General features: G+C 71.7%; 23 protein-coding genes. 11 read left to right on the forward strand and 12 right to left on the reverse strand.

What is annotated here, in order from left to right; translation table 11 throughout:
* Positions 1 to 101: 101 nt before the first annotated feature.
* The 3 genes from ilvA to OG422_RS20225 all read left to right on the forward strand — a co-directional run bounded on the left by ilvA (position 102) and on the right by OG422_RS20225 (position 3511).
* The gene (gene ilvA / locus OG422_RS20215; RefSeq protein ID WP_405744060.1) at positions 102 to 1361 is read left to right on the forward strand and encodes a threonine ammonia-lyase; all 1260 of its coding nucleotides are present in this window, start codon (positions 102 to 104) and stop codon (positions 1359 to 1361) included.
* A 156-nt stretch (positions 1362 to 1517) separates the two neighbouring features.
* Positions 1518 to 2645 (forward strand): ATP-binding cassette domain-containing protein, encoded by a 1128-nt coding sequence (locus OG422_RS20220; protein WP_405744062.1) that lies wholly within the window; start codon positions 1518 to 1520, stop codon positions 2643 to 2645.
* Complete coding sequence (locus OG422_RS20225) at positions 2642 to 3511, forward strand: ABC transporter permease (protein WP_405744064.1); 870 nt, start codon at positions 2642 to 2644, stop codon at positions 3509 to 3511. Before OG422_RS20220 ends, OG422_RS20225 begins: the two co-directional genes overlap by 4 nt.
* A 116-nt stretch (positions 3512 to 3627) precedes the next feature.
* Here OG422_RS20225 and greA read toward each other — a convergent pair whose 3' ends face one another.
* Both greA and OG422_RS20235 read right to left on the reverse strand, forming a co-directional pair.
* Entirely contained in the window at positions 3628 to 4125 is a 498-nt protein-coding gene (gene greA / locus OG422_RS20230; protein ID WP_143944343.1) for a transcription elongation factor GreA, read from the reverse strand.
* A 419-nt stretch (positions 4126 to 4544) separates the two neighbouring features.
* Positions 4545 to 4955, reverse strand: a complete 411-nt coding sequence (locus tag OG422_RS20235; RefSeq protein ID WP_405744066.1) for a DUF4307 domain-containing protein — start codon at positions 4953 to 4955, stop codon at positions 4545 to 4547.
* Positions 4956 to 5081: 126 nt separating this feature from the next.
* Between OG422_RS20235 and mca the strand changes: the two genes are divergently transcribed.
* The 5 genes from mca (at position 5082) to OG422_RS20260 (ending at position 11200) form a co-directional block, all read left to right on the forward strand.
* Positions 5082 to 5954 carry a mycothiol conjugate amidase Mca gene (mca, locus tag OG422_RS20240; RefSeq protein ID WP_143944345.1) on the forward strand — a complete coding sequence of 291 codons (873 nt, stop codon included), beginning with the start codon at positions 5082 to 5084 and terminating at the stop codon, positions 5952 to 5954.
* Positions 5955 to 5958: 4 nt separating this feature from the next.
* Positions 5959 to 6231, forward strand: a complete 273-nt coding sequence (locus OG422_RS20245; RefSeq protein ID WP_185994108.1) for a hypothetical protein — start codon at positions 5959 to 5961, stop codon at positions 6229 to 6231.
* A gap of 251 nt (positions 6232 to 6482) precedes the next feature.
* Positions 6483 to 8540, forward strand: a complete 2058-nt coding sequence (locus OG422_RS20250; protein ID WP_405744069.1) for a thioredoxin domain-containing protein — start codon at positions 6483 to 6485, stop codon at positions 8538 to 8540.
* A 143-nt stretch (positions 8541 to 8683) separates the two neighbouring features.
* Positions 8684 to 9688, forward strand: coding sequence for a zinc-binding dehydrogenase (locus OG422_RS20255; RefSeq protein WP_405744071.1), 1005 nt, complete (start codon positions 8684 to 8686; stop codon positions 9686 to 9688).
* 168 nt (positions 9689 to 9856) lie between these two features.
* Complete coding sequence (locus OG422_RS20260) at positions 9857 to 11200, forward strand: amidase (protein ID WP_405744073.1); 1344 nt, start codon at positions 9857 to 9859, stop codon at positions 11198 to 11200.
* Positions 11201 to 11278: 78 nt separating this feature from the next.
* Here OG422_RS20260 and OG422_RS20265 read toward each other — a convergent pair whose 3' ends face one another.
* Together OG422_RS20265 and OG422_RS20270 are read right to left on the reverse strand one after the other, a co-directional pair.
* Positions 11279 to 12040 carry a TetR/AcrR family transcriptional regulator gene (locus OG422_RS20265; protein WP_405747923.1) on the reverse strand — a complete coding sequence of 254 codons (762 nt, stop codon included), beginning with the start codon at positions 12038 to 12040 and terminating at the stop codon, positions 11279 to 11281.
* Positions 12037 to 12789, reverse strand: coding sequence for a hemolysin III family protein (locus tag OG422_RS20270; protein WP_405744075.1), 753 nt, complete (start codon positions 12787 to 12789; stop codon positions 12037 to 12039). Before OG422_RS20270 ends, OG422_RS20265 begins: the two co-directional genes overlap by 4 nt.
* A gap of 421 nt (positions 12790 to 13210) precedes the next feature.
* Here OG422_RS20270 and OG422_RS20275 point away from each other — a divergent pair, with 421 nt between their 5' ends.
* Positions 13211 to 15031: a phosphoenolpyruvate carboxykinase (GTP) gene (locus OG422_RS20275; protein ID WP_405744077.1), complete on the forward strand. Its 1821-nt coding sequence runs from the start codon at positions 13211 to 13213 to the stop codon at positions 15029 to 15031.
* A gap of 159 nt (positions 15032 to 15190) precedes the next feature.
* On the opposite strand, the gene OG422_RS20280 is transcribed toward OG422_RS20275, so the two are convergent.
* The 7 genes from OG422_RS20280 to OG422_RS20310 form a co-directional block, all read right to left on the reverse strand.
* On the reverse strand, positions 15191 to 15619 hold the full coding sequence (locus OG422_RS20280; RefSeq protein WP_405744079.1) for a hypothetical protein: 429 nt from the start codon (positions 15617 to 15619) through the stop codon (positions 15191 to 15193).
* 50 nt (positions 15620 to 15669) lie between these two features.
* Complete coding sequence (locus OG422_RS20285) at positions 15670 to 16407, reverse strand: hypothetical protein (protein ID WP_405744080.1); 738 nt, start codon at positions 16405 to 16407, stop codon at positions 15670 to 15672.
* Entirely contained in the window at positions 16389 to 16745 is a 357-nt protein-coding gene (locus OG422_RS20290) for a hypothetical protein (protein ID WP_405744082.1), read from the reverse strand. The genes OG422_RS20285 and OG422_RS20290 overlap by 19 nt, the downstream gene beginning before the upstream one ends.
* Positions 16742 to 17761, reverse strand: a complete 1020-nt coding sequence (locus OG422_RS20295; RefSeq protein WP_405744084.1) for an NB-ARC domain-containing protein — start codon at positions 17759 to 17761, stop codon at positions 16742 to 16744. Before OG422_RS20295 ends, OG422_RS20290 begins: the two co-directional genes overlap by 4 nt.
* Before the next feature lie 210 nt (positions 17762 to 17971).
* Positions 17972 to 18601: a DUF6879 family protein gene (locus tag OG422_RS20300; RefSeq protein WP_405744086.1), complete on the reverse strand. Its 630-nt coding sequence runs from the start codon at positions 18599 to 18601 to the stop codon at positions 17972 to 17974.
* Positions 18594 to 18863 (reverse strand): hypothetical protein, encoded by a 270-nt coding sequence (locus tag OG422_RS20305; protein ID WP_405744088.1) that lies wholly within the window; start codon positions 18861 to 18863, stop codon positions 18594 to 18596. Before OG422_RS20305 ends, OG422_RS20300 begins: the two co-directional genes overlap by 8 nt.
* 127 nt (positions 18864 to 18990) lie before the next feature.
* Positions 18991 to 20199: a pyridoxal phosphate-dependent aminotransferase gene (locus tag OG422_RS20310; RefSeq protein ID WP_405744090.1), complete on the reverse strand. Its 1209-nt coding sequence runs from the start codon at positions 20197 to 20199 to the stop codon at positions 18991 to 18993.
* A 282-nt stretch (positions 20200 to 20481) separates the two neighbouring features.
* On the opposite strand from OG422_RS20310, the gene OG422_RS20315 reads away from it, so the two are divergent.
* On the forward strand, positions 20482 to 22602 hold the full coding sequence (locus OG422_RS20315) for a P-loop NTPase fold protein (protein WP_405744092.1): 2121 nt from the start codon (positions 20482 to 20484) through the stop codon (positions 22600 to 22602).
* A gap of 197 nt (positions 22603 to 22799) precedes the next feature.
* Here OG422_RS20315 and OG422_RS20320 read toward each other — a convergent pair whose 3' ends face one another.
* Positions 22800 to 23036, reverse strand: a complete 237-nt coding sequence (locus OG422_RS20320) for a hypothetical protein (protein WP_405744094.1) — start codon at positions 23034 to 23036, stop codon at positions 22800 to 22802.
* 109 nt (positions 23037 to 23145) lie between these two features.
* On the opposite strand from OG422_RS20320, the gene OG422_RS20325 reads away from it, so the two are divergent.
* Complete coding sequence (locus OG422_RS20325) at positions 23146 to 24000, forward strand: helix-turn-helix transcriptional regulator (protein ID WP_405744096.1); 855 nt, start codon at positions 23146 to 23148, stop codon at positions 23998 to 24000.
* Position 24001 lies beyond the last annotated feature (1 nt).

Consider the following 24001-nt stretch of genomic DNA (forward strand, 5'->3'; position numbering starts at 1 on the left):
CACCCCGGGGCGAGCCCGCTCCGTCCCGGCCCCGTTTCCCCGCCCTGTCCGCACCTTGGCCGGAAAAGGCCCGGTGGCCGCCGGACTGCCAGACTGGCGTCATGCTCGACCACACGCCGCCTTCGCACCCCGCGCGCCCCGTAGGGGACGCGGCCCCGCTCACCGTCGAGGACATCCGCGCGGCCCACAAACTGCTCTCCGGCGTCGCCCGGGCCACCGCCCTGGAGAGCAGCCGGTACCTCTCCGGGCTGGTCGGGGCGCCGGTCCACCTCAAGTGCGAGAACCTCCAGCGCACCGGCTCCTTCAAGATCCGCGGCGCGTACGTCCGGATCGCCGGGCTGACGGCGGCGGAGCGGGCGGCCGGGGTGGTGGCGGCGAGCGCCGGGAACCACGCGCAGGGCGTGGCGCTGGCGGCCTCGCTGCTCGGGGTGCGGTCGACGGTGTTCATGCCGGTCGGCGCCCCGCTGCCGAAGGTCGCCGCGACCCGCGACTACGGCGCCGAGGTACGACTGCACGGCCAGGTGGTCGACGAGACGCTGGCCGCCGCCCAGGAGTACGCGCACCGCACCGGCGCGGTCTTCCTGCACCCCTTCGACCACCGGGACATCATCGCCGGTCAGGGCACCGTCGGGCTGGAGATCCTGGAGCAGTGCCCCGAGGTGCGCACCATCGTGGTCGGCGTCGGCGGCGGCGGGCTGGCCGCCGGGGTGGCCGTCGCGGTCAAGGAGCTGCGGCCGGACGTCAAGGTCATCGGCGTCCAGGCGGCGGGCGCGGCCTGCTACCCGCCGTCGCTGGCGGCCGGGCACCCGGTGGCGGTCGAGGGGCTGTCCACCATGGCCGACGGCATCAAGGTCGGGCGGCCCGGCGACGTCCCGTTCCGGATCGTCGAGGAGCTGGTGGACGAGGTCCGTACGGTCTCCGAGGACGCGCTGGCCGGGGCGCTGCTGATCTGCCTGGAGCGGGCGAAGCTGGTGGTGGAGCCCGCCGGGGCGAGCCCGGTGGCCGCGCTGCTGGCGGAGCCGGGGGCGTTCGAGGGGCCGGTCGTCGCGGTGCTGTCGGGCGGCAACGTCGACCCGCTGCTGATGCAGCGGATCCTGCGCCACGGCATGGCCGCGTCCGGCCGCTACCTCTCGCTGCGGCTGCGGCTGACCGACCGCCCCGGGGCGCTCGCCACGCTGCTCGGCGTCCTGACGGAGGTGGACGCCAACGTCCTCGACGTCGGACACGTCCGCACCGGCCCGCGCCTCGGCCTCACCGAGGTCGAGGTGGAACTGCACCTGGAGACCTCCGGCCCCGAACACTGCGCCGAGGTGACGGCGGCGCTGCGCGGCGCGGGGTACAGGGTGGCGGAGTCGGAGTGAGGCGGGCCGGGCCCTAAGGGGCAGCCCCCACCCGCCGGAGGCCGGTCCCTAGGGGCAGCCCCCACCCGCCCCTACTCTTCCCTTTTTCGCAGCGCGCCCGCGCCTCGCCGACCGTAGGATTCGACCTGGAACTCGCCCAAACAACGGGGGTATCCCATGCCAGGTGCGATCCACGCCGAAGGTCTGGTGAAGACCTTCGGAGACGTACGGGCACTGGACGGCGTCGACATCGACGTGCCCGAAGGCAGCGTCCTCGGGCTGCTCGGTCCGAACGGCGCGGGCAAGACCACCACCGTCCGCGTCCTGACCACCCTGCTCCGGCCCGACAGAGGCGTCGCCACGGTCGCCGGGATCGATGTGCTCACACACCCCGACCGGGTGCGCCGCTCCATCGGCCTCTCCGGCCAATTCGCCGCCGTCGACGAGTACTTGACCGGCCGCGAGAACCTGATGATGGTCGGCCAGCTCTACCAGATGAGCGCCCGCGCCGCGAAGCGCCGCGCCCTTGAGCTGTTGGAACGCTTCCGCCTCGGGGACGCCGCGGACCGCCCCGCCAAGACGTACTCCGGCGGGATGCGCCGCCGCCTCGACCTCGCCGCCGCGCTGGTGGTCAGCCCGCCCGTGATGTTCATGGACGAGCCCACCACCGGCCTCGACCCGCGCAACCGCCAGCAGCTGTGGGACGTCATCCAGGAACTGGTCGCCGGCGGCACCACCCTGCTGCTCACCACCCAGTACCTGGAGGAGGCCGACCGCCTCGCCCACGACATCTGCGTGGTCGACCACGGCCGGGTCATCGCCCGCGGCACGTCCGACCAGCTCAAGGCCCGTACCGGCGGCGAACGCGTCGAGGTCGTCGTCCACACCCCCGAGCAGATCGCCGTCGCCGACGAGGTGCTGCGCCGCTTCGGCGACGGCGAGGGCACCCTGGACGCCCACACCCGCAAGCTCACCGTCCCGGTGACCGGCGGCGCCAAGCTCCTCGCCGAGGTCATCCGGGAGCTGGACGCCCGCGACGTCGAGATCGACGACATCGGTCTGCGCCGCCCCACCCTCGACGACGTCTTCATCTCGCTCACCGGCCACGCCGCCGAGGCGGGCGACGACGGTACGGGCGACGACGGTAGGGACGGCGACGGCGTCGAGGGCGGCCCGGGCGGCGCCGGACGCGGCCGCCGCAAGGCCGGGAAGCGCCGCTCCGCAGCCCGCGCTTCCGGAACAACCGGCGACACCCCCGACAGGCCCGACAGGCCCGACAGGCCCGAGACGGAGGCCGTCAGATGAGCGCCGCAACCGAAACTGCCCCGCTCGGCACCGCCCCCGCCCGCAACGCCGTCGGCCGCTCCGTCCGCGACTCCCTCGTCGTCGCCAAGCGGAACCTGATCCGCATGATGCGCATCCCCGAGGTGGTCATCTTCGGGCTGGTCCAGCCGATCATGTTCGTGGTGCTGTTCACCTACGTCTTCGGCGGTTCGATCAACGTCCCGGGCGCCCCAGCGGGCAGCGCCCAGGCGTACCGCGAATTCCTGATGGCGGGCATCTTCGCGCAGACCGTCACCTTCGCCACCGCCGGAGCGGGCGCGGGCATCGCCGACGACATGCACAAGGGCCTGATCGACCGCTTCCGCTCGCTGCCGATGTCCCGCGGCGCGGTGCTCACCGGCCGCACCCTCGCCGACCTGGTGCAGACCGCCCTCACCCTGGTCGTCCTCGCCGCCGTGGCGCTCCTCATAGGCTGGCGCAGCCACGAGAACGTCCTCAAGGTCCTCGGCGGCTTCGCGCTCCTGCTGCTGCTCGGCTACGCCTTCTCCTGGATCGGCGCGCTGATCGGCCTGTCGGTACGCACCCCGGAGGCGGCCACCTCGGGCGGCCTGATCTGGCTCTTCCCGCTGACCTTCATCTCCAACGCGTTCGTGCCGGTCAACGGCATGCCCCCGTTCCTCCAGCACATCGCGGAGTGGAACCCGTTCAGCACCACCGTGCAGGCGGCCCGCCAGCTGTTCGGCAACACCATCGAGGGCATTCCGTCCTCGGTGACCGGCGCCTGGCCGATGGAACACCCGGTCATCGCCTCGGCGCTCTGGTCCCTGTTGATCATCGTGGTGTTCCGCACGCTCGCGGTGCGGAAGTACCGGTCGGCCACGGCCTGATGAGGGACGGCGCGGCGACGGGTCCGGCGTACGGGCCCCGGGTGCGTGGAAGCGGCCCGGAGCGGAGTGCTCCGGGCCGCTTCTGTACGTCGTGGATCAGCCTGAAGACGGCTTGATCAGCCCGAGTACGGCTTGGCGTCGAGGACCTTCACGTTGGCCTTCTTGCCGTTCGGAAGCTCGTACTCCGCGTCGGCGCCGACCTTCTTGCCGTTCACGCCCTCGCCCAGCGGGGACTGCGGCGAGTAGGTCTCGATGGCCGAGCTGGCGTACTCGCGCGAGGCGAGCAGGAACTCCAAGGTGTCGTCCGGGTCTCCGTCGAACGCGATGGTGACGACCATGCCGGGAGCGACGACACCGGTGGCGGCGGGGGCCTCGCCGACCTTCGCGGTCTGCAGCAGCTGGGTGAGCTGGCGCACGCGAAGCTCCTGCTTGCCCTGCTCCTCCTTGGCCGCGTGGTACCCGGCGTTCTCCTTCAGGTCACCTTCCTCGCGGGCCGCCGCGATCTTCTCGGTGATCTCGGCGCGTGCGGGACCAGACAGGTACTCCAGCTCGGCCTTGAGCTGGTCGTACGCCTCCTGGGTCAGCCAGGTGACGCTTTCGCTGGTCTGGGTCACAGGTGCTCCTCGTCGGTACTGGGGATAAATCAAACGCCCTACCAGGGAAGGATTGCGCCTTCACGGGTGGGCGAAACCACGAGCCTAACAATTCCGGCACAAAACGGGGAAGAGGAAATCTTCAGGGAACCTTCCTGAGCGTGAATTCCCTGGTCGGGAGGGGTGCCCGCGAGTCGGGTGGGCGATCGCCCGGGCACGGCGCGGGCCGTCGGGCGGTCGGTCCGGCCGCCCGCGGGGCCCGGCTCCGGGGCCTCGGCCACCGCCAGGGTCCGCGTCAGCCACCGCTGGGGCCGGGGCAGCCACCGCCGGAGGCCCGGTCCGAGTGACCGCCGAAGGTCTCGGTCTCAGCGACCGTCGGAGGCGCCGGCCTCAGTGACTGCCGGAGGTCCTGGCCTCAGTGACCGCCGGAGGCCCCGGTCTCAGTGGCCGTCGGAGGACGAACAGCCGACCAGCTCTGCCGTGGTCGCCCGGTCCGTCGTCCGTACCGTCACCACCGTGTCGATCTGCTCCCCGCGCCCGTCGATGGTGACGTCCTTGCGCCCCACCTCGGCCTTGTCCGCGGAGACCGACCGCAGCGTGCAGACGCCCTTGGCGTCCCGGTCCTTGACGACCTCCAGATGCACCTTCACCGCGCTGTCCGACACGGCTTCCCAGGTGATCACGCGCCCGCTGAGCTTCTGGCCGCCGATGTATGCGACGCCACACCAGGCGACCACGCCGAGCATCGCCACCCCCAGCACCCCGCCGACGATCTTCAGTCCGCGGTCCTCGCTCCGGCCCGCCGACCGGCCGTAGCGCTTTTCGTCGGCCCCGTCGCGTACCGCGGTCATGCTCTGTCCTCCTGCTGCCGGGGCCGGGAGCCCCGGCCCCGCGGGTTCCCGTCCGGGGAATACACGGCCCCTCGCTTCGGTCACTATAGGAGGCATCTTCTCCAGCCTTTCACTGAGGATCGAGTCTTGACTGAGCAGCTGCGATTGATGGCGGTCCACGCCCACCCCGACGACGAGTCGAGCAAGGGTGCGGCCACCATGGCCAAGTACGTGTCCGAGGGGGTGGACGTGCTGGTCGCCACCTGCACAGGCGGGGAGCGGGGCTCCATCCTCAACCCCAAGCTCCAGGGCGACCCGTACATCGAGGAGCACATTCACGAGGTCCGTAAGAAGGAGATGGACGAGGCCCGGGAGATCCTGGGCGTCAAGCAGGAGTGGCTCGGCTTCGTCGACTCCGGTCTCCCCGAGGGCGACCCGCTGCCGCCGCTGCCCGACGGCTGCTTCGCCCTCCAGGATGTCGAGGCGGCGGCCGAGCCGCTGGTGAAGCTGATCCGCTCGTTCAAACCGCAGGTCATCACGACCTACGACGAGAACGGCGGGTACCCGCACCCCGACCACATCATGACCCACAAGATCACGATGGTGGCCTTCGAGGCGGCCGGCGACCCGGAGAAGTACCCCCAAGCCGGCGAGCCCTGGCAGCCCCGGAAGCTCTACTACAACCAGGGCTTCAACCGCCCCCGCACCGTCGCCCTCCACGAGGCGCTGCTGGCCCGCGGCCTGGAGTCCCCCTACGGTGAGTGGCTGGAGCGCTGGACCCAGTTCGAACAGCGCGAACGCACCCTGACCACGTACGTTCCCTGCGCCGACTTCTTCGAGGTCCGCGACAAGGCACTGATCGCTCACGCCACCCAGATCGACCCCGACGGCGGCTGGTTCCGCGTCCCGATGGACATCCAGCAGGAGGTCTGGCCGACGGAGGAATACGAGCTCGCGAAGTCGCTCGTGGATACATCCCTCCCCGAGGACGACCTCTTCGCGGGCATCCGCAACAATTGACCTCATGATGAGCGCGACCAGCACCCTCGCCCTGACGCACTTCGTCACCCTTGCCGACTCGTTCGACAAGGACAAGGTGACCCCCGGCATCCTCGGCTTCATCGTCTTCGCGGTCATCGGCGGTGCCGTATGGCTGCTGATGAAGTCCATGAACCGTCACATGGGGAAGGTGGATTTCGAGGAGAAGGAAGGGGCGACGGCCTCTGCCGGTGCCTCTGCCTCTCCTGCTTCTGCCTCCTCCGCTGCCGCCGAGAAGGCGAAGCCGGAGGCCGGCTGAGGCTGGGCATCGGGCCCCGCCCCGGGCCCCGGGCGGTGCGCCTGGGGACGGGGCGGGGTCAGGTGTGCCTCGGGCCCGGGGCGGATGGCCGGGCGGCGGACCCGCTCCGCTGAGCTGTGGCACGGCTGAGTCCGCCTCCGGGGACAGCGGTCGTCCCACTTCCTGGCGGGGCCGGGGCAAAGGGCGCCCGCCACGCCGTCCACCACCCCGCCACCCCCGCGCACGCAGCCCCCGTACGCAAAGATGACCCCATGCCCAACCGACTCGCCCACGCCACCTCCCCCTACCTCCTCCAGCACGCCGACAACCCCGTCGACTGGTGGCCGTGGGAGGCCGCGGCCTTCGAGGAGGCGCGGCGGCGGGATGTGCCGGTGTTTCTGAGTGTGGGGTACAGCGCGTGCCACTGGTGTCACGTCCTTGCGCACGAGAGTTTTGAGGACGAGGCGACGGCCGCGTTCATGAATGAGCACTTTGTGGCGGTGAAGGTGGACCGCGAGGAGCGGCCCGACGTCGATGCCGTGTACATGGAGGCGGTGCAGGCGGCCACAGGGCAGGGCGGCTGGCCGATGTCGGTGTTCATGACACCGGACGGGGAGCCGTTCTACTTCGGTACGTATTTTCCGCCTGAGCCGCGGCACGGCATGCCGTCGTTCCGGCAGGTGCTGGAGGGTGTGCGCAGCGCCTGGGCGGAGCGGCGCGGGGAGGTCGAGGAGGTCGCCGGGCGGATCGCCGCGGACCTGGCCGGGCGGTCCCTGGCCGCGTCGTTGTCGGCCTCCGCGCCTCCGGGGCCGGGGGATCTGGCCGGTGCGTTGATGGCGCTGACCAGGGACTTCGACGCCGTGCACGGGGGATTCGGCGGGGCCCCCAAGTTTCCGCCGGCGATGGTGCTGGAGTTTTTGCTGCGCCATCATGCGCGTACGGATTCCGAGGCCGCGGTGGAAATGGCCGAGGCGACGTGTGAGGCGATGGCGCGTGGCGGGATTCATGATCAGCTCGGGGGCGGGTTCGCGCGGTACGCCGTCGACGCGACGTGGACGGTGCCGCACTTCGAGAAGATGTTGTACGACAACGCGCTTCTCTGCCGCGTCTACGCGCATCTGTGGCGTGCCACCGGTTCCCGCACGGCCCGTCGCGTCGCGCTCGCGACCGCCGACTTCATGGTGCGTGAACTGCGCACCGTCCAGGGCGGGTTCGCCTCCGCGCTGGACGCGGACAGCGACGACGGTTCGGGCAGCGGGCGGCACGCCGAGGGTGCGTATTACGTCTGGACCCCTGAGCAAGTGCGGGAGGTGCTCGGTGAGGAGGACGGGGCCTTCGCCGCCGCGTACTTCGGGGTGACGGAGGAGGGCACCTTCGAGGAGGGGGCCTCGGTGCTGCAACTGCCGGACGGGGTCGGTCCGGTGGACGCCGAGCGCGTACGGTCGGTGCGGGAACGACTTCTGGCGGCGCGGGACGAGCGGCCGCGCCCCGGGCGGGACGACAAGATCGTCGCGTCCTGGAACGGGCTGGCCGTCGCCGCGCTCGCGGAGACCGGCGCGTACTTCGACCGGCCCGACCTCGTCCAGGCGGCCACCGACGCAGCTGACCTGCTCGTTCGCGTCCACATGGACGGGCAGGCCCGGCTGCACCGCACCTCCCGGGACGGCGTACCCGGCGACAACAGCGGCGTCCTGGAGGACTACGCGAACGTCGCCGAGGGCTTCCTCGCCCTCGCCTCCGTCACCGGTGAGGGCGTCTGGGTGGACTTCGCGGGCTTCCTTCTCGACACGGTGCTGGTGCAGTTCCGGGCCGAGGACGGTTCGCTCTACGACACGGCGGCGGACGCGGAGGCGCTGATCCGCCGCCCCCAGGATCCGACGGACAACGCCACGCCGTCCGGCTGGACCGCCGCCGCCGGGGCCCTGCTCTCCTACGGGGCGCTCACCGGCAGCGCCCCGCACCGGGAGGCCGCCGAGCAGGCGCTCGCCGTCGTCACGGCGCTGGCCGGTCGCGCGCCGCGCTTCATCGGCTGGGGGCTGGCCGTCGCGGAGGCGGCGCTGGACGGGCCCCGGGAGATCGCGGTCGTCGGCCCGCCGGACGACGCGGCCACCCGGGCGCTGCACCGCGCCGCACTGCTCGGCAACACGCCCGGCGCGGTCGTCGCGCTCGGCGCGCCGGACACGGACGACGCGGGCGCGGTGGCGCTCCTCCGGGACCGGCCGCTGGTCGACGGCGCCCCCGCCGCGTACGTCTGCCGCCGCTTCGTCTGCGAGCGTCCCACGACGGACCCGGACGAGCTGAGCGGGCGGCTCCGGGGGACGGTGGGGTGACGGGGCGGTGAGCGGCGGGCTGACGGCATGAACGGCCCGCCGGTGTCGTCAACCCTGACGGCACGACCGGCACCTTCTCGGTCGGAAGTACTCCGCCCAAGGGACGAGTTGACGCCGAGGGGAATCGGGCGTGAGATCGATACATGACTCAGCGCACTGCACGTGAAGTTCATCTGACGGCCCGTCCTGAGGGGCCGGTCACCGACGCGCTCTTCGCGGTCGTGGAGGTGCCGGTCCCCGAGCCGGCGCCCGGGCAGGTCCTGGTGCGCAACACCCTGATGAGCGTCGCGGCGGTGATGCGCACCCTCATGGACGAGTCCAGCGTGGTGCCGATCCCGCCGTTCGCGCTGGGCGAGCCGCTGAACGGACCGGCCGTCGGCGAGGTCGTCGCCGCGCCCGGCGGCGAGGTGGCCGTCGGCGACCTGGTGCAGCACCGCCTCGGCTGGCGCGAGTACGCGCTGGTGGACGCCGCGGCCGTGCAGCGGATCGATCCGGCGGTGCTGCCCGACCCGGCCGCCCATCTCTCGCAGGGGCCCACCGCGTGGATGGGTGTCGTCCGGGGCGCCGAAGTGCGGCCCGGCGACACCGTGTTCATCACCGGGGCGGCCGGTGGCGTCGGTTCCCTGGCCGGGCAGATCGCGCGGCAGCAGGGCGCCGCCCGGGTCATCGGCAGCACCGGCTCGCAGGCCAAGGCCGACTGCCTGGTCGACAACCTCGGGTACGACGCCGTGGTGATCCGGGGCGCGGGCCCGATCGAGGAGCAGCTGCGCCGCCTCGCCCCGGACGGCGTCGACGCGGTCTTCGACAACGTCGGCGGCGAGCAGTTGCGCGCCGCGTTCGCGGTGGCCAACCGCGGCGCGCGCATCGCGGTCGTCGGTGCGCTCGCCGCCCAGATGGGCGGGCACGGCACGGCCCCGCTGGAGATCGACACGTTCTCGCTGCTCGGCCGCGGCATCACGCTGCGCGGCGCCGCCCTCCACGACCACCTGGATCTGATCCCGGAGTGGAACGCCCGCTTCGGCGAGGGCCTGCGGGACGGCACGTTCACCTTCCCCCACACCCGCCTGCACGGCATCGAGCAGGCCCCGGCCGCACTGCGGGGGCTGACCGAGGGACGCCATATGGGTGCGGTGATCGTGGAGTTGTGACCCTGGGGCGATGGCCGGGGCCCGGCGGCTGACGGCGTTGTCGCGTCCCGGTCGATCCACGGCTTCCGGCGCGGGCCCAAGCCCAGCCGCCCCCGGCTTCCCGCGCGGGTGTCAGGACAGTTCAGGCTTCGGCCCGCGCGGCGTCCGGTGCGGTTGTAGCCTGCCGCCGTGGACAGCTTGCTCCGGCATCGATCACTCGTCCGGGAGGCCGCGGCGCTGCGGTCCGGTGCGGACGACCCCGTGGCGGCGGCGCGGCGCACCTGCGACCGTATCGACGCCGTCGACCCGCACGTTCTCGCCTTCGTGCCCGAACCGGACCGGCGGGCCCGGCTGCTGGACGAGGCGGAGCGCGCCGTCGCGGCGTGGGACAGCGCGACGGCGGGCGCCCCGGACCTGGCCAACCGGCCCGCCAAACCGCCGCTGTACGGCGTGACGGTCGGGGTGAAGGACATCATCCGGGTCGACGGGCTGCCCACCCGCGCCGGTTCGGTGCTGCCGCCCGGGGTGCTCGCCGGGCCGCAGGCCGCCGTCGTGGACCGGCTGGTCGCGGCGGGTGCGCTGATCGCGGGGAAGACGGTGACGGCGGAGTTCGCGGTCACCGCGCCGGGGCCGACGCGCAATCCGCACCATGTCGCCCATACGCCGGGCGGTTCGAGCAGCGGCTCGGCGGCGGCCGTCGCGGCGGGCATGGTGCCGCTGGCCCTCGGCACCCAGACCGTCGGCTCGGTGATCCGCCCGGCCGCGTACTGCGGCATCGTCGGCTTCGAGCCGAGCTTCGACCGCGTCCCGACCGCCGGGGTGATCCCCAACGCCGTCAGCTTCGACACGGTCGGCTGGTACGCGCAGGACGTCGCGGGCGTCACGCTGGCCGCCTCGGTGCTGTGCGACGGCTGGCCGGCCGAGACGGGCCCGGCGCCCGGACCGCCGCCGGTGCTGGGCGTGCCGGTCGGCCCGTATCTGCGTCGCGCGGACGACGAGGCGCTGGCCGCCCTCCAGGCCCAGCGGGAGGTGCTGCGCGGCGCCGGGTACACCGTCGTCGAGGTGCCGGTGATGGACGACTTCGAGGAGGTCGTCACCCAGCTGTTCACCATGAACCGCTACGAGGTCGCCCGCGCGCACACCGAGTGGTACGCGCGCTTCGGCGACCTCTACCGGGAGCAGACCGCGAACGCCCTGCACGAGGGCCACGCCGTCACGGACGCCGCCTACGAGGAGGCGCGCGCCCGCCGGGCCGAGTTCCGCGACCGGCTGGACGCGGCGCGGGTGGCCGCCGGCGCCGACCTGTGGCTCACCCCCGCTGCCACCGGCCCGGCCCCCTTCGGCCTCGGCTCCACTGGTACGTCGGTGATGTGCCTGCCGTGGAGCAACGCCGGTCTGCCGTCCGTGAGCCTGCCCGCCGGGCACGCCGCGAACGGCCTGCCGCTGGGCCTCCAGCTGGTGGGTCCGTACGGTTCCGATCCGGCGGTGCTCGCCTGGGCGGCGGGTGTGGAGGAGGCGCTGGGGGCGGGGTGAGTGGGGGGCCCCGGCCTCGGCCCGTCCCGCGTAGGCGACCCGTTCACCCCGCCGTGGCCATTCCGCCCGACGCGGCCCTCACTCCTTGGTGTGGCCTTCCGAACCGGGGGCGAAGGCCGGGCCCACTCCGGCGACAGCACCATCCGGCGACAGCACCAATCCCCGCATCAGCACATCCAGCGCCCGGCCGACCGCCGCCTCCAACTCCGCACCCCGGGAAGCGGCCGATCGCGCCGCGGACCCCGCCCCGCCCCGTACGGGCCCCTCCGCCCAACGCAGCAGCGCTTCCTGAAGGGCGGCGATCAGCGCCGTGCTGATCACCCGTATCTCCAGGTCATCGGCGGGTCGGCCGGTCCGGGCGGTGAGGGCGGCGGCGATGTGGGTGGCGTCGCGGGCGGCGTGTTCGGCGATGCGGCGGCGGACGGCGGGGACGTCGCGGATCAGCCGGGCGCGCCGCCGCAGCTCCCGCAGGTCCCGGACGGAGAGGCGGCCCGGCACCGTCAGGGCGGCGGCGCGCAGTGCGCCGGGCAGCGGTTCGCCGGCGGGGCGGGCGCGTATCGCGGCGGCCAGCAGCTCCCCGTAGGTGCCCCGCAGGACGATGTCCTCCTTGGCGGGGAAGTACCGCGCGACGGTGCTGGGGGAGACGTCGGCGGCTTCCGCGATCCGGTCGACGGAGGTCGCGTCGTACCCCAGGGAGTCGAAGAGGCGGAAGGCGGCGTCGCGGATCGCCTGCCGGGTGCGGCGCTTCTTCCGTTCCCGCAGCCCGTCGGCGGGCGCGGCGGGGCGCGGTACGGCGGGTGGCGCCGTACCGTCCGCGCGGGCGGTGGTCACCGGTGTCAGCCGTGCGAGTAGGCGACCAGAGAGATGCCGACGTAGTGCACCACGAATGCCGCCAGCGTGAAGGAGTGGAAGACCTCGTGGAAGCCGAACCAGCGGGGGGACGGGTTGGGGCGCTTGATGCCGTAGATCACGCCGCCCGCGCTGTAGAGGAGACCGCCGACGATCACCAGGACGAGGACGGCGATGCCGCCGGTGCGCAGGAAGTCGGGGAGGAAGAAGACGGCGGCCCAGCCCATCGCGATGTAGCAGGGGGTGTAGAGCCAGCGCGGGGCGCCGACCCAGAACACCCGGAAGCCGATCCCGGCGAGCGCCGCCGCCCACACCGCCCACAGCAGGATCTGCCCGCGGCTGCCCGGTACGAGCAGCATCGTCAGCGGCGTGTACGTACCGGCGATGATCAGAAAGATGTTGGCGTGATCCAGCCGTCGTAGCACACCACCGGCGCGCGGGCCCCAGTTGCCGCGGTGGTAGAGCGCGCTCACGCCGAACAGCAGGCAGGCGGTGAGCGTGTAAACGGCGCAGGCCACGCGGCCGCGGGTGCTGTCGGCGAGTGCGGTGAGGAAGACGCCGGACAGCAGGACGGCCGGGAACATCCCGGCGTGCAGCCAGCCCCGCATCCGGGGCTTGAGCGGGGCGGTCGCCGCCGGGTCGGCCGCGGCGGCGGGGGCCGCTCCGGCCGGTGGGACCGCTTCGGCCGTCGCGGGCGCGGAGGGGGGCTGGCTCGCTGCGGCATCGGGCGCGGAAGTCATGCCGGTCATGCTATCTACGGCACCGTAGGTTCCCGGTCTGAAGGCCGCCGGGCGGGCGACGGTGGACCCGGATGCGCGGGTGACGGGGCGGTCGGGTGAGGGGCGGGGGGTGCCGGGGACGCGGGCGCCCGGCCCTCCCCGCGGGCGCTTGACGCTTGCTTGGCACGCGCTTGACGAGGGCTTTTGGCCGCGGGTGTCCGTACGGGTGCGAGTGGTGACGGTCACCACGAGGCCCCCTGGACAGAAGCCCGTCGGGGTCGGATGATCAAATGAGTGCGTTCGGCACCGGATGAGCGGTCACGAAGCGTCCGGGTCGCAGCCCCCAAGGGGCACCAACCAAAGAAGCGGATTTCCCGGACCGAACCGGCAGCCTCGGCCCGGCCCGTCGGCAATCCGTCCACACCCTCATCTAGGAGCGATCGTGGCGCGCGACAACGCGGCTCCCACCACCCAGACCCGTCACCAGGAGCTCATCGCCTGGGTCGACGAGATCGCCGCCCTCACCCAGCCCGACCGGGTCGTCTGGTGCGACGGCTCGGAGGCGGAGTACCAGAGTCTGTGCGAAGAGCTCGTCGACAAGGGCACGTTCACCAAGCTCGACCCCGTCAAGCGCCCCCACTCGTACTACGCCGCGTCGGACCCCCGCGACGTCGCGCGTGTCGAGGACCGCACCTTCATCTGCTCCGCCAAGGAGCAGGACGCCGGCCCGACCAACCACTGGAAGGACCCCGCCGAGATGCGGGAGATCTTCGCCGGTGAGCAGGGTATCTTCCGCGGCTCGATGCGCGGCCGGACGATGTACGTCGTCCCCTTCTGCATGGGCCCGCTCGGCTCGCCGCTCTCCGCGATCGGCGTCGAGATCACCGACTCCGCGTACGTCGCCGTCTCGATGCGCACCATGACGCGCATGGGCCAGGCCGTCCTGGACGAGCTGGGCGACGACGGTTTCTTCGTCAAGGCCGTCCACACCCTGGGCGCCCCGCTCGCCGAGGGCGAGGCGGATGTGCCGTGGCCCTGCAACACCACCAAGTACATCTCGCACTTCCCCGAGGACCGCGAGATCTGGTCGTACGGCTCCGGCTACGGCGGCAACGCGCTCCTCGGCAAGAAGTGCTACGCGCTGCGCATCGCCTCCGTCATGGCGCGGGACGAGGGCTGGCTCGCCGAGCACATGCTGATCCTCAAGCTCACGCCGCCGCAGGGTGAGGCGAAATACGTCGCGGCGGCGTTCCCGTCGGCCTGCGGCAAGACCAACCTCGCGATGCTGGAGCCGACCATCCCCGGCTGGACGGTCGAGACCATCGGCGACGACATCGCCTGGATGCGCTTCGGTGAGGACGGCCGCCTCTACGCGATCAACCCCGAGGCCGGTTTCTTCGGCGTCGCGCCCGGCACCGGCGAGCACACCAACGCCAACGCCATGAAGACGATGTGGGGCAACTCCGTCTTCACCAACGTCGCGCTCACCGACGACGGCGATGTGTGGTGGGAGGGCATGACCGAGGAGCTGCCCGCGCACCTCACCGACTGGCGCGGCAACGACTGGACCCCGGAGTCCGAGACCCCGGCGGCCCACCCCAACGCCCGCTTCACCGTCCCCGCCGGCCAGTGCCCGATCATCGCGCCCGAGTGGGAGGACCCCAAGGGCGTGCCGATCTCCGCGATCCTCTTCGGCGGCCGCCGCGCCAGCGCCGTCCCGCTCGTCACCGAGTCGCTGACCTGGCAGCACGGCGTTTTCCTCGGCGCGAACGTCGCCTCCGAGAAGACCGCCGCCGCCGAGGGCAAGGTCGGCGAGCTGCGCCGCGACCCGTTCGCCATGCTGCCGTTCTGCGGCTACAACATGGGCGACTACATGGGTCACTGGATCAAGGTCGGCGCGTCCGCGGACGCCGCCAAGCTGCCGAAGATCTACTACGTCAACTGGTTCCGCAAGGACGACAAGGGACGCTTCGTGTGGCCGGGTTTCGGCGAGAACAGCCGCGTCCTGAAGTGGATCGTCGAGCGTCTGGACGGCAAGGCCGAGGGTGTCGAGACCCCGATCGGCATCCTCCCGACGAAGAACGCCCTGGACACCGACGGCCTCGACCTCTCCGACGCCGACCTCGACTTCCTCCTCACCGTCGACAAGGACGTCTGGCGCGACGAGGCGTCCCTGATCCCCGAGCACCTCAACACCTTCGGCGACCACACGCCGAAGGAGCTGTGGGACGAGTACCGGGCGCTGGTGCAGCGACTGGGCTGATGGGGGTGGCGCCGCCCGGTGGCCGGTGATGCCGGTGGTGTTGCCTGGCGGCGCACATGGAATGGACCGAGGGGCCTCGCGCTGTGGTGCGGGGCCCCTCGGTTTGTGGGGTGCGCGGGCCCCTGGGGCGTGCCCGGCCGGGCCGTCCGCCGTCTCCGGCTACGCCGTGGCGAGGTCCGGCCGGGCCGGAGTGGCGGGTGCCTCGTGGGCGGCGCGGCGTTCGGTGGCGAGGGCGGTGGCCGCCGCGTCGTTCCGCGAGGTGGCGACGGTCAGCGCGTGCCCGGCCAGGGTGTACGCCCGCTGGTGCAGGGCCCGCGCCCGCGCCGGATCCCCGCCACTCGGCTCGGCCCGCAGCGGATACCGCCCACCACGCAGCCGCGCCACCTGCCCGGCAATCCGCTCGGCCGCCGCCGCCAGCGCCTCCCCGTCCACCCCGGACGTCAGCGCCCGCAGCTCATCGGTGACCGTCAGCAGCGCGGTCAGGTGCCCGGCGAGGCGGATATCCAACTCCTCCGCCCGCGAACGGTGCGGAAACTCCCCGGCGGCGGCCATGGTGTGGACCGACTTGGAACGGATCGGTTCGTACATGGGATGGCCTCCTGAATGCGTCTAGGAAACTATCTTAGCTTAGACAGAGTCTAAAGTGGGGGTGGGTGTGAGGGGCCCTCGCGCGGCAGCGGGAGCGCGTACCGCCAGTGGGCGCCCGCCTCCCGCTCACCCGCCGCCGGACAGATCCTCCAGGCGCGAACGGAAAGCCGTGGCCCGGGGATCGGCATACCCGGACAGGTGGGACAGGGCCTCGGACCGGTGGGCGCGGGCGGCGCACGGGTCCTCCTGGTGGACGGCGGCGGCCAGGAGGTCGAGCTCCACGGCAAGCTGCCAGGAGTCTCCGAGGGCGCGGTGTACGGATACGGCCCGCCGATGGAAGTCCGCGCGGCCTCCGTGGAGCGGCCCATCTCGGCGTACGCCTGGCCGGCGCCGCGCCAGGCCAGGGCCTCGCGGCTGCGGTCGCCGAGCCGGCGGTGGAGCATGGCGGATCGTTGGTAGGACGCCAGAGCCTCGCCGTATTGACCCTCGGAGCGCTGGACGTCGCCGAGGGTGAGGAGCCAGTACCCCTCCAGCGTGTGGTCACGGAGGGCGAGGGCGATATCGAGTGCCTCGTCGATGGCCTGCCGGGCCGCGCCGGCATTCCCCTGCTCCAGGCTCAGCGCGGCCGTGAGGCGCAGGGCATTGCCCGTGCTGCTCCGGTTGCCCTGAGCGCGGTGGGCATGCAACGCCTCGCCGACGGCTGCGGCGGCTTCCGGAAGGCGGCCTGCGCTGAGGCGGGCGCCGGCGACATTGGACAACGCGACGGCGATCAGCCGGCGGTCCTCCACGGCCCGGAAGACGGAGACGCCGGGTCGTTGAGTTCTGCCGCGGCTTCCCCGCCGATGCGCCCCAGCTCCAGCCAGTCGCGCTCCGACGAGGAGGGGGGCCGCGCGGACCACATGACAGCGGCCAACAGCCAGGTGAGCTGCGCCAGCCCGTTGCGTGCGGCGCTGCGCACCACCGGGAGGAAGGAGGGGTGCTCCTGCTCGGACCAGTCGACTGCCGCGTGGTAGTCGGCGAAGGTGAGCGGCCGTACACCGGGCGGCGGCTCCGGCAGGGTCAGGTGCTCCTCGGATGGTGCGAGCCAGGTCTGCGCGGCGTCGGCCGTGTGCAGGTACCAGCTCATGAGCCTCCGTAGCGCCGCGGCCCGGTGCGCGGGAGTTTCCTCGGTCTGCACCAGGTCGGTCGCGTAGGCGCGCAGCAGGTCGTGGAACTGGAAGCGGTCCGGGGCGGTCTGCTCCAGCAGGTGGGTGCCGACGAGGTCGTCGAGCAACGGCGGGCCCGGTGGTGCGGGAGGTCGCCGAGCGCGGCTGCGGCGGCGAGGCCGAACTCCGCTCCGGGGTGCAGCCCGAGGAGCCGGAAGAGGCGCGCCGAGTGCGCGGACAGTGCGCGGTAGGACCAGGCGAAGACCGAGCGGACGGCCTCGGCTTCCTCGTCGATGCCGGTGCTGAGGGTGTCCCAGAGCGCGGACTCGTCCCGTAGATCGCTGATGAGGTCGTCGAGCCGCAGATACGGGTGGCTGGCGGCCCGTTCGGCGGCGATCCGCAGGGCCAGGGGCAGCCGGGCGCAGTAGCGGGCCAGCTCTGCGAGCTTGTCCTCGTCGTACTCGGGCCGGTAGTCCTTCGTGACCGCGTGCAGCAGGGCAACGGCCTCCGGTTCCGGGAGCGTGCCGAGGGTGATCCGGTGGGCGCCGTCGCGTACGGCCAGTCCGGCCAGGCGGTTGCGGCTGGTGACCACGACGAGGCTGTTTCCGCTGCCGGGCAGGAGCGGCCGGACCTGACTGACCGTTGCGGCGTTGTCCAGCACGATCAGCACTCGACGGTCGGAGAGCAGAGAGCGGTACAGGGCTGCCGCGTCATCGGTGTCCTGCGGCAGATCGCCTGCCGCCACGCCGAGGGCCCGCAGGAACCGTTGCAGTGCCTGGTCCGCTGTGACGGGCTCTCCGGGATCGTAGCCACGCAGGTTGACGAAGAGCTGGCCGTCGGGGAAGCGGTCCTTGACCTGGTGGGCCCAGCGCAGCACCAGAGAGGTCTTGCCCGCGCCCGCGGTACCGGCCACGACCTGCACGGAGATGACGACGTCGCCGCCGTCCCGGCCTGCCAGTACGGCGTTCAGCTGCCCCAGCTCCGCGGTGCGGTTCACGAAGGTGCGGATGTCGGACGGTAGTTGACGAGGACCGGGGCGGCGTGACGTGACCGGGGGCGCTTGGTGGAAGTGCACACCTCCGGCGATGCTCCCGGCCTGAACGACATCGTGAGTCGCCCCGGAGACGTCGTTCCGTGAGTCCCCGCGGTGTTCATTGCCGTGGTCATCCGGCATATCGATATCCGGCACGGCAATCGTGATATCCGGTCATGCCGCCGCCGGCGGAGCCAGCGGGGCCACCACACGGTCGAAATACGTCTGCATGCTCTCGGCCGCCACGTACAGTTTCTCCAAATACGCCGCCCATTCCTGTACGAGGTGGGGGTCGGTGAAGCGGATCGCTCCGTCGGGGCGCCCGCTTTCGGTGTAGATAACTCGGAAAAGTACGCTGTTGCCGAGGAGGGTCAGCTCAGGCAGGAGACCCTCGGTCTCGACCGAGGCGACCGCGGTGGCAGGCAGCACGCGGACGGGATGGCCGCACTCCGCACGCATGCGCAGCCAGTGCAGTTCCCACTGCACATACGGTGTCAGTGGTTCCTCCACGACCCGGATGCGATGGAAGGGCGCGCCCTGCGATTCCTGTTCCCGGGCCTCCTGAAGTGTGTCGTCACGCTCGGTTTCGAACAGGCGCAGGACTTCCGGCCAGTCCCCGTTGCGCAGGGCGTCGCGGCTTTCGTCGTTCGTCTCCTCGAAGTGCTGCAGCCGTTCGAGTTTCCAGGAATCGCTGCCGCGGATTTCCTTCCGGTGCTCCCGGAATTCACGGTGGTATTCCGGCCGAGTGAGCCGCACGCCCGATGCGTCGGGGAGCGGTGGAGCGGGAGTGCGGAGGTCAAGCATCGGGGATATCCGCCTTCGCTGCGCTGAGCATGTTTCCCGGGATGACGACCAAGCGCTCGTCAGGGCCGAGGCGTACGCCTTCCGGCAGGCGTGAGCCGTACTGGTCGCTGAGATCGCGGCCTATGACGGCCACATCGCCATTGCTCAGTTGCCAGATGTCCGGGCAATCCTCTTCGTCCTTGGAATTACCGAGTTCCGCCGCGGACTTCCCCAGCCGTTTGGTGAATAACGCTGACGGGTCGGCTTCCCAGGCGCGGGCCATGGCGGCCTCCAGATCCCGATGGCGTGCACGGTCCTGCGGACGATACCGGACACGACGGGTGCGGGGAGCGGGTGATTCGGCCACCACCGGCCATGCAGGTGGTGGAAGATCCCCGCCCCCGCGGCGCCTACTTCCCGTACCCCTCCAGGAACGCCCCGATCCGCGTCACGGCCTCCGTCAGATCATCCTTGTTGGGCAGGGTCACCAACCGGAAATGATCCGGCGTCGGGTGATTGAAGCCCGTGCCGTGGACGATCATGATCTTCTCCGCGCGGAGGAGGTCGAGGACGAGTTCGCGGTCGTCGGTGATCTTGTAGATCTTGGGGTCGAGGCGGGGGAAGGCGTAGAGGGCGCCCTTCGGCTTGACGCAGGTGACGCCGGGGATCTGGGTCAGCAGGTCGTAGGCCGTGTCGCGTTGTTCCAGGAGGCGGCCGCCGGGGAGGACCAGGTCGTTGATGGACTGGCGGCCGCCGAGGGCGGTGGCTACGGCGTGCTGGGCCGGCATGTTGGCGCACAGGCGCATGTTGGCGAGGATCGTCAGGCCCTCGATGTACGACGTGGCGTGGGCCTTCGGGCCGCAGACCGCGAGCCAGCCGCTGCGGTAGCCGGCGACGCGGTACGCCTTCGACAGGCCGTTGAAGGTGAGCGTCAGCAGGTCGGGGGCGAGGGCGGCGAACGGGGTGTGAGTGACGTCGTCGTAGAGGATCTTGTCGTAGATCTCGTCGGCGCAGACGATGAGGTGGTGGCGGCGGGCGATCTCGGCGATGCCGTGGAGGAGCGCGTCGTCGTAGACCGCGCCGGTGGGGTTGTTCGGGTTGATCACGACGATCGCCTTGGTGCGGTCGGTGATCTTGGATTCGATGTCGGCGAGGTCCGGCATCCAGTCGGCCTGCTCGTCGCAGCGGTAGTGGACGGCGGTGCCGCCGGAGAGGGAGACGGACGCCGTCCACAGCGGGTAGTCCGGTGCGGGGACGAGGACCTCGTCGCCGTCGTCGAGGAGCGCCTGCATGGACATCTGGATCAGCTCGGAGACGCCGTTGCCGAGGTAGATGTCGTCGACGGAGACCTCGACGCCCTTGGTCTGGTAATGCTGCATGACCGCGCGGCGGGCGGAGAGCAGGCCCTTGGCGTCGCCGTAGCCGTGGGCGGTGCCGACGGAGCGGAGGATGTCCTCCAGGATCTCCGGCGGGCACTCGAAGCCGAACGCCGCGGGGTTGCCGGTGTTGAGCTTGAGGATGCGGTGGCCTGCCGCTTCCAGCCGCATCGCCTCCTCCAGCACCGGGCCGCGGATTTCGTAGCAGACGTTGGCGAGCTTCGTTGACTGGATGACCTGCATGTCCGCCACCTTACGGGCGCTCAGGGGGCCCGGCGCGGTGTTTTTGCCCACGTTGGGCCGGTGGGGGAGCGGGCGGGCGGACCGGCTGCGGGGCGCGGTGGAGCGGCGGTACGCTCCGGGCGTTCGTCGGCGGGCGGCGTCCGGCCAGGGGCGCGTTCCGCCGGTCCGGGGCGGGTGCGCGGGGGCGAGATGGCGGCGGGGCGGAACGGTAGCGGTAGCGGTAGCGGTGTCGAGGGTGGCGGCGGTGGGGGGACGCCGTTCTCGTTGTTGAGCGATGAGCCGGTGACCGTGGCCGGGGGCGATCTGCTCGGGGCGCAGGCGGCCGCGCGGCGACTGGCGGGGCTGCTCGTCGCCTCGCGGCCCGCGACGCCGTTCACCCTCGCTGTCGACGCCGGATGGGGGATGGGCAAGAGCAGCCTGATGCGGCTGGTCGACGCGGAGCTGACCGCGCAGCCCGAGGTGCACACCGTCTGGTATAACGCCTGGACGTCGACCGGCGCGGACGCGCTGGAGGGGCTGATCAAGTCGGTCCTGATGCGGTTCGACCGGCGGGTGCTGCGGCGCGGGCTCCGGCGCGCCACCGAGCAGCGGGCGCTGCTGCGGGCGGTGCGCGCCGTGACGACGGTCGCCGCGGGGCCGCTGGGCGTCGCCGGTCTGGTGGACGAGTTGTGGAAGAACCTGTCCGTCAATTCGCAGGCCAGGAACGAGATGCGGACCGCCATCGGCGAACTGGTCGGCGAGTGGGCGCAGAACGCCGGTGAGCTGCGGCGACTGCTGGTCGTCTTCATCGACGACCTGGACCGCTGCTCGGAGGAGACCGTGCTGGCGGTCTGCGAGGCGGTGAAGATCTACCTCGACGTACCGGGGCTCGCCTTCGTCGTCGGCTGCGACCGCTCCGCGATGGGCCCGAACGGTCTGCTGCGCGATCTGTCGCCCGCCGGGTCGGCGTTCATGGAAAAAATTTTCCAGACGAGCTACCGCATCCCGGCACCGGACGGCCGCGGCGTCGAGGAGTACATCCGCTGGTGCGCCCGGACCGCGGGCGTCGAGCCGCTGCTGGACGACACGCTGGTGGAACTGCTGGCGCAGCGCAGCGCACGCAACCCGCGGCGCATCAAACGCCTGGTCAACGGCTTCGTCCTGGAAGCGACGCTGAACCCGGTGTGGCGCGACTTCGGCCCGGACGCGGTGCTGCGCACGCTGCTGCTCCAGTACTTCTATCCGGACTTCTACCGGATGATGACCGGCCCGTCGGGGACGGTGGACGGCGATGTGGTCGCGGAGTTCCGTACGTACCGGGCGGTGCGGCGCACGCTGCTGGCGCCGCGCGGGTCGGTCCCCGAGGGCGAGGCGGCTCAGGCGGCGCGGTTCGTCGCCCGGTACGACCTGGTGCTGCCGGACGGTCCGGACGCGCCCGGACCGGACGTGCTGGCCGCGCTGGAACGCCAACTCCCCAGGGAGTTCCCGGACTTGGTGCTCAATGCCGGGTTCACCTCGCTGATCGACGAACTGGTCGACCGGGACGACGCGGCCGGGCTGCTGCTGCGGCTGCGGGAGGGACCGTTGCTCTCCGGGGACGGCCCCGCCCGGATGTCGGCCGCCTGGGAGCCGCTGCGGGAGGTCCTGGCCGGGATGCGGGACGGGCTCGACGCCGACGGGTCGCCGCTCGCCTGGCCGGTGACGGCCCCGGAGGGCGGCCACCCGGACGGCATCCCGGAGCAGGGCGCCGCGTACCCCGAGCCGGGCGCCGCGTACCCGGAACTGCCGCCGGAGTTCCGGACCGGGGCGCGCCCGGAGCCGTTCCGGCCCGGGTCGGCCGCGTACGGGGATATCTCGTACGGGGATATCTCGTACGGGGACGCCGCCTACGGGGACGCCGGGCCGGGCGCCGAGCCGCAGGAACAGGGCGCGTCCGACGGGCGGGGGCAGCGGTTCGTGGCCGGGTCCGGCAGGTACGGCATGCGCGGCGGCTATGCGCTGCCGACGCTCGATGTGCTGTGGGTGGACGACCAGCCCTACCGCAAGGGCGAGGTGCGGACGGTGCTACGGAGCCTGGGGGCGCGGGTGCGGCATGTGGCGTCGAGCGGCGAGGCGGTCGCCGAACTGCGGTCGCGGCCGCCGGGCCTGCTGATCAGCGACATCAGCCGCCGCCGCAACCACACCGCCGGGTTCGCGATGGTGGAGAACTTCCGGCGGGAGCATCTGTACGACGGCCCGGTGATCTTCTACACCATCCGCCAGAGCCCCGAACGCGAGGACCGCGCCGCGTCGTTGGGTGCCCGCCTCACCAACCAGGAGGAGCAGCTGAGGGAGTTGGTGGTGGAGGCGATGGAGTACCGGGGGCGGGCGGCGCCGGTCGCCGACCCCGACCCTGCCCCGGACCGGGATTTCCCCCTCCCCTGACGATGCGGACGGTGACGCGCAGTGAGGCGTGGGGGCCCGCGCATCGAGGCGTACGGGGCGCGCGTTTCAGCGGCGTCCGCCCCCGCCGGAGGACCATCTGTTGAGCTGCCGGACCTCCTCGGCCAACTCTTCCCGCCGGGTCTCCTCGGGCCCGGAGGGCGGCTCCTTCGGGGCGCGCTTCCCGTCCCGCCGCTCCGTCACCGCGCGCTGCCCGTACCGGAAACGGCCTGGTGGAGGACTGCGGACAGGCGGCGGGCGGTGGTGGTGTTGCAGTTGCCGAGGGCGATCAGCGGGGCGCTGTAACTCCCGGCGAACGACGGCAGGTCGATGCCGAGCGAGGGGAGCGTGATGCCGTGCGCGGCGAGCGCGGCGCGCAGTTCCTCGGTGCAGTCGTCGATGTCGTCGTGGTGGGGGTAGTGGTAGGCGTGCGGCATGGTGTCGGCTTCCTGTGCGTTCGGTGACGATCCGCTCACAGCGTGACGCGGACCGGCGTACCGTGGAAGGCCCTTCCCTTTCGGTACGAAGACCGTGGAGCGGTGAGAAATGCCTGCACGCAAGGATGTTGACGGTTCGGAAAGCGTCCCCGCCTTCTACGGTTCCGAGCTGCGCTGGAAGCGGGAGGAGGCGGGCCTGACCCTGAAGGATGTGGTCAAGGACTGCTTCTACTCGGTGAGTTATCTGAGCGAGATCGAGCGGGGGCAGCGGCGGATGCCGGAAGATCTGGCTGCCCATGTGGATCGCGTGCTCGGCACGGATGGGTTCTTCAGGCGGCGGTGCGAGGACGTGCGGAAGGCGCGTCGGGTCGGCCACGCCGATTACTTCGCGCGAGCGTTGGAGGCGGAGCAGCAGGCGAAGACGATTGAGGAGTGGTATCCGGGGCTCATCCCGGGGCTGCTTCACACGGCAGCGTATGCGCGAATGATGGTGCTGGCCACGCACCCGCTGGCCTCTGACGAGGAGGTGGCGGTGAAGGTCACCGCTCGACTGGCGCGGGCCCAGATTTTCGAGGAGGACCACAAGACCCCGATGTACTGGGTGGTTCTCGATGAATCGGTGCTGCGTGAGCCACTGCTCCCGCCGGAGGAGATGGCCGAGCAGCTTGAGCGCATTGCGGAGTTGGGACGCCGTCGCCGGATCGTTCTGCAGATTCTTCCGCGTAAGAGCACGCCGCACGCGCTGATGATGGGTTCCGTCACGGCGATGACGTTCCCGGATGCCCCGCCGCTCATCTACATCGAGTCCGCGTACAGCGGAGACACCATCGACGATCCGGCGCTCGTGGAGAAGTACCGCAGGTCGTACGATCAGCTCAGGGCCGCCGCACTGCCCCCCGAGGCGTCCCTGGCGATGGTTGAAGCGACGGCGGAGGAATTCCGAAATGGCAAGCAGGCACATTGAT

This window comes from Streptomyces sp. NBC_01525 (assembly GCF_045040405.1).
GTDB classification, from domain to species: domain Bacteria; phylum Actinomycetota; class Actinomycetes; order Streptomycetales; family Streptomycetaceae; genus Streptomyces; species Streptomyces benahoarensis.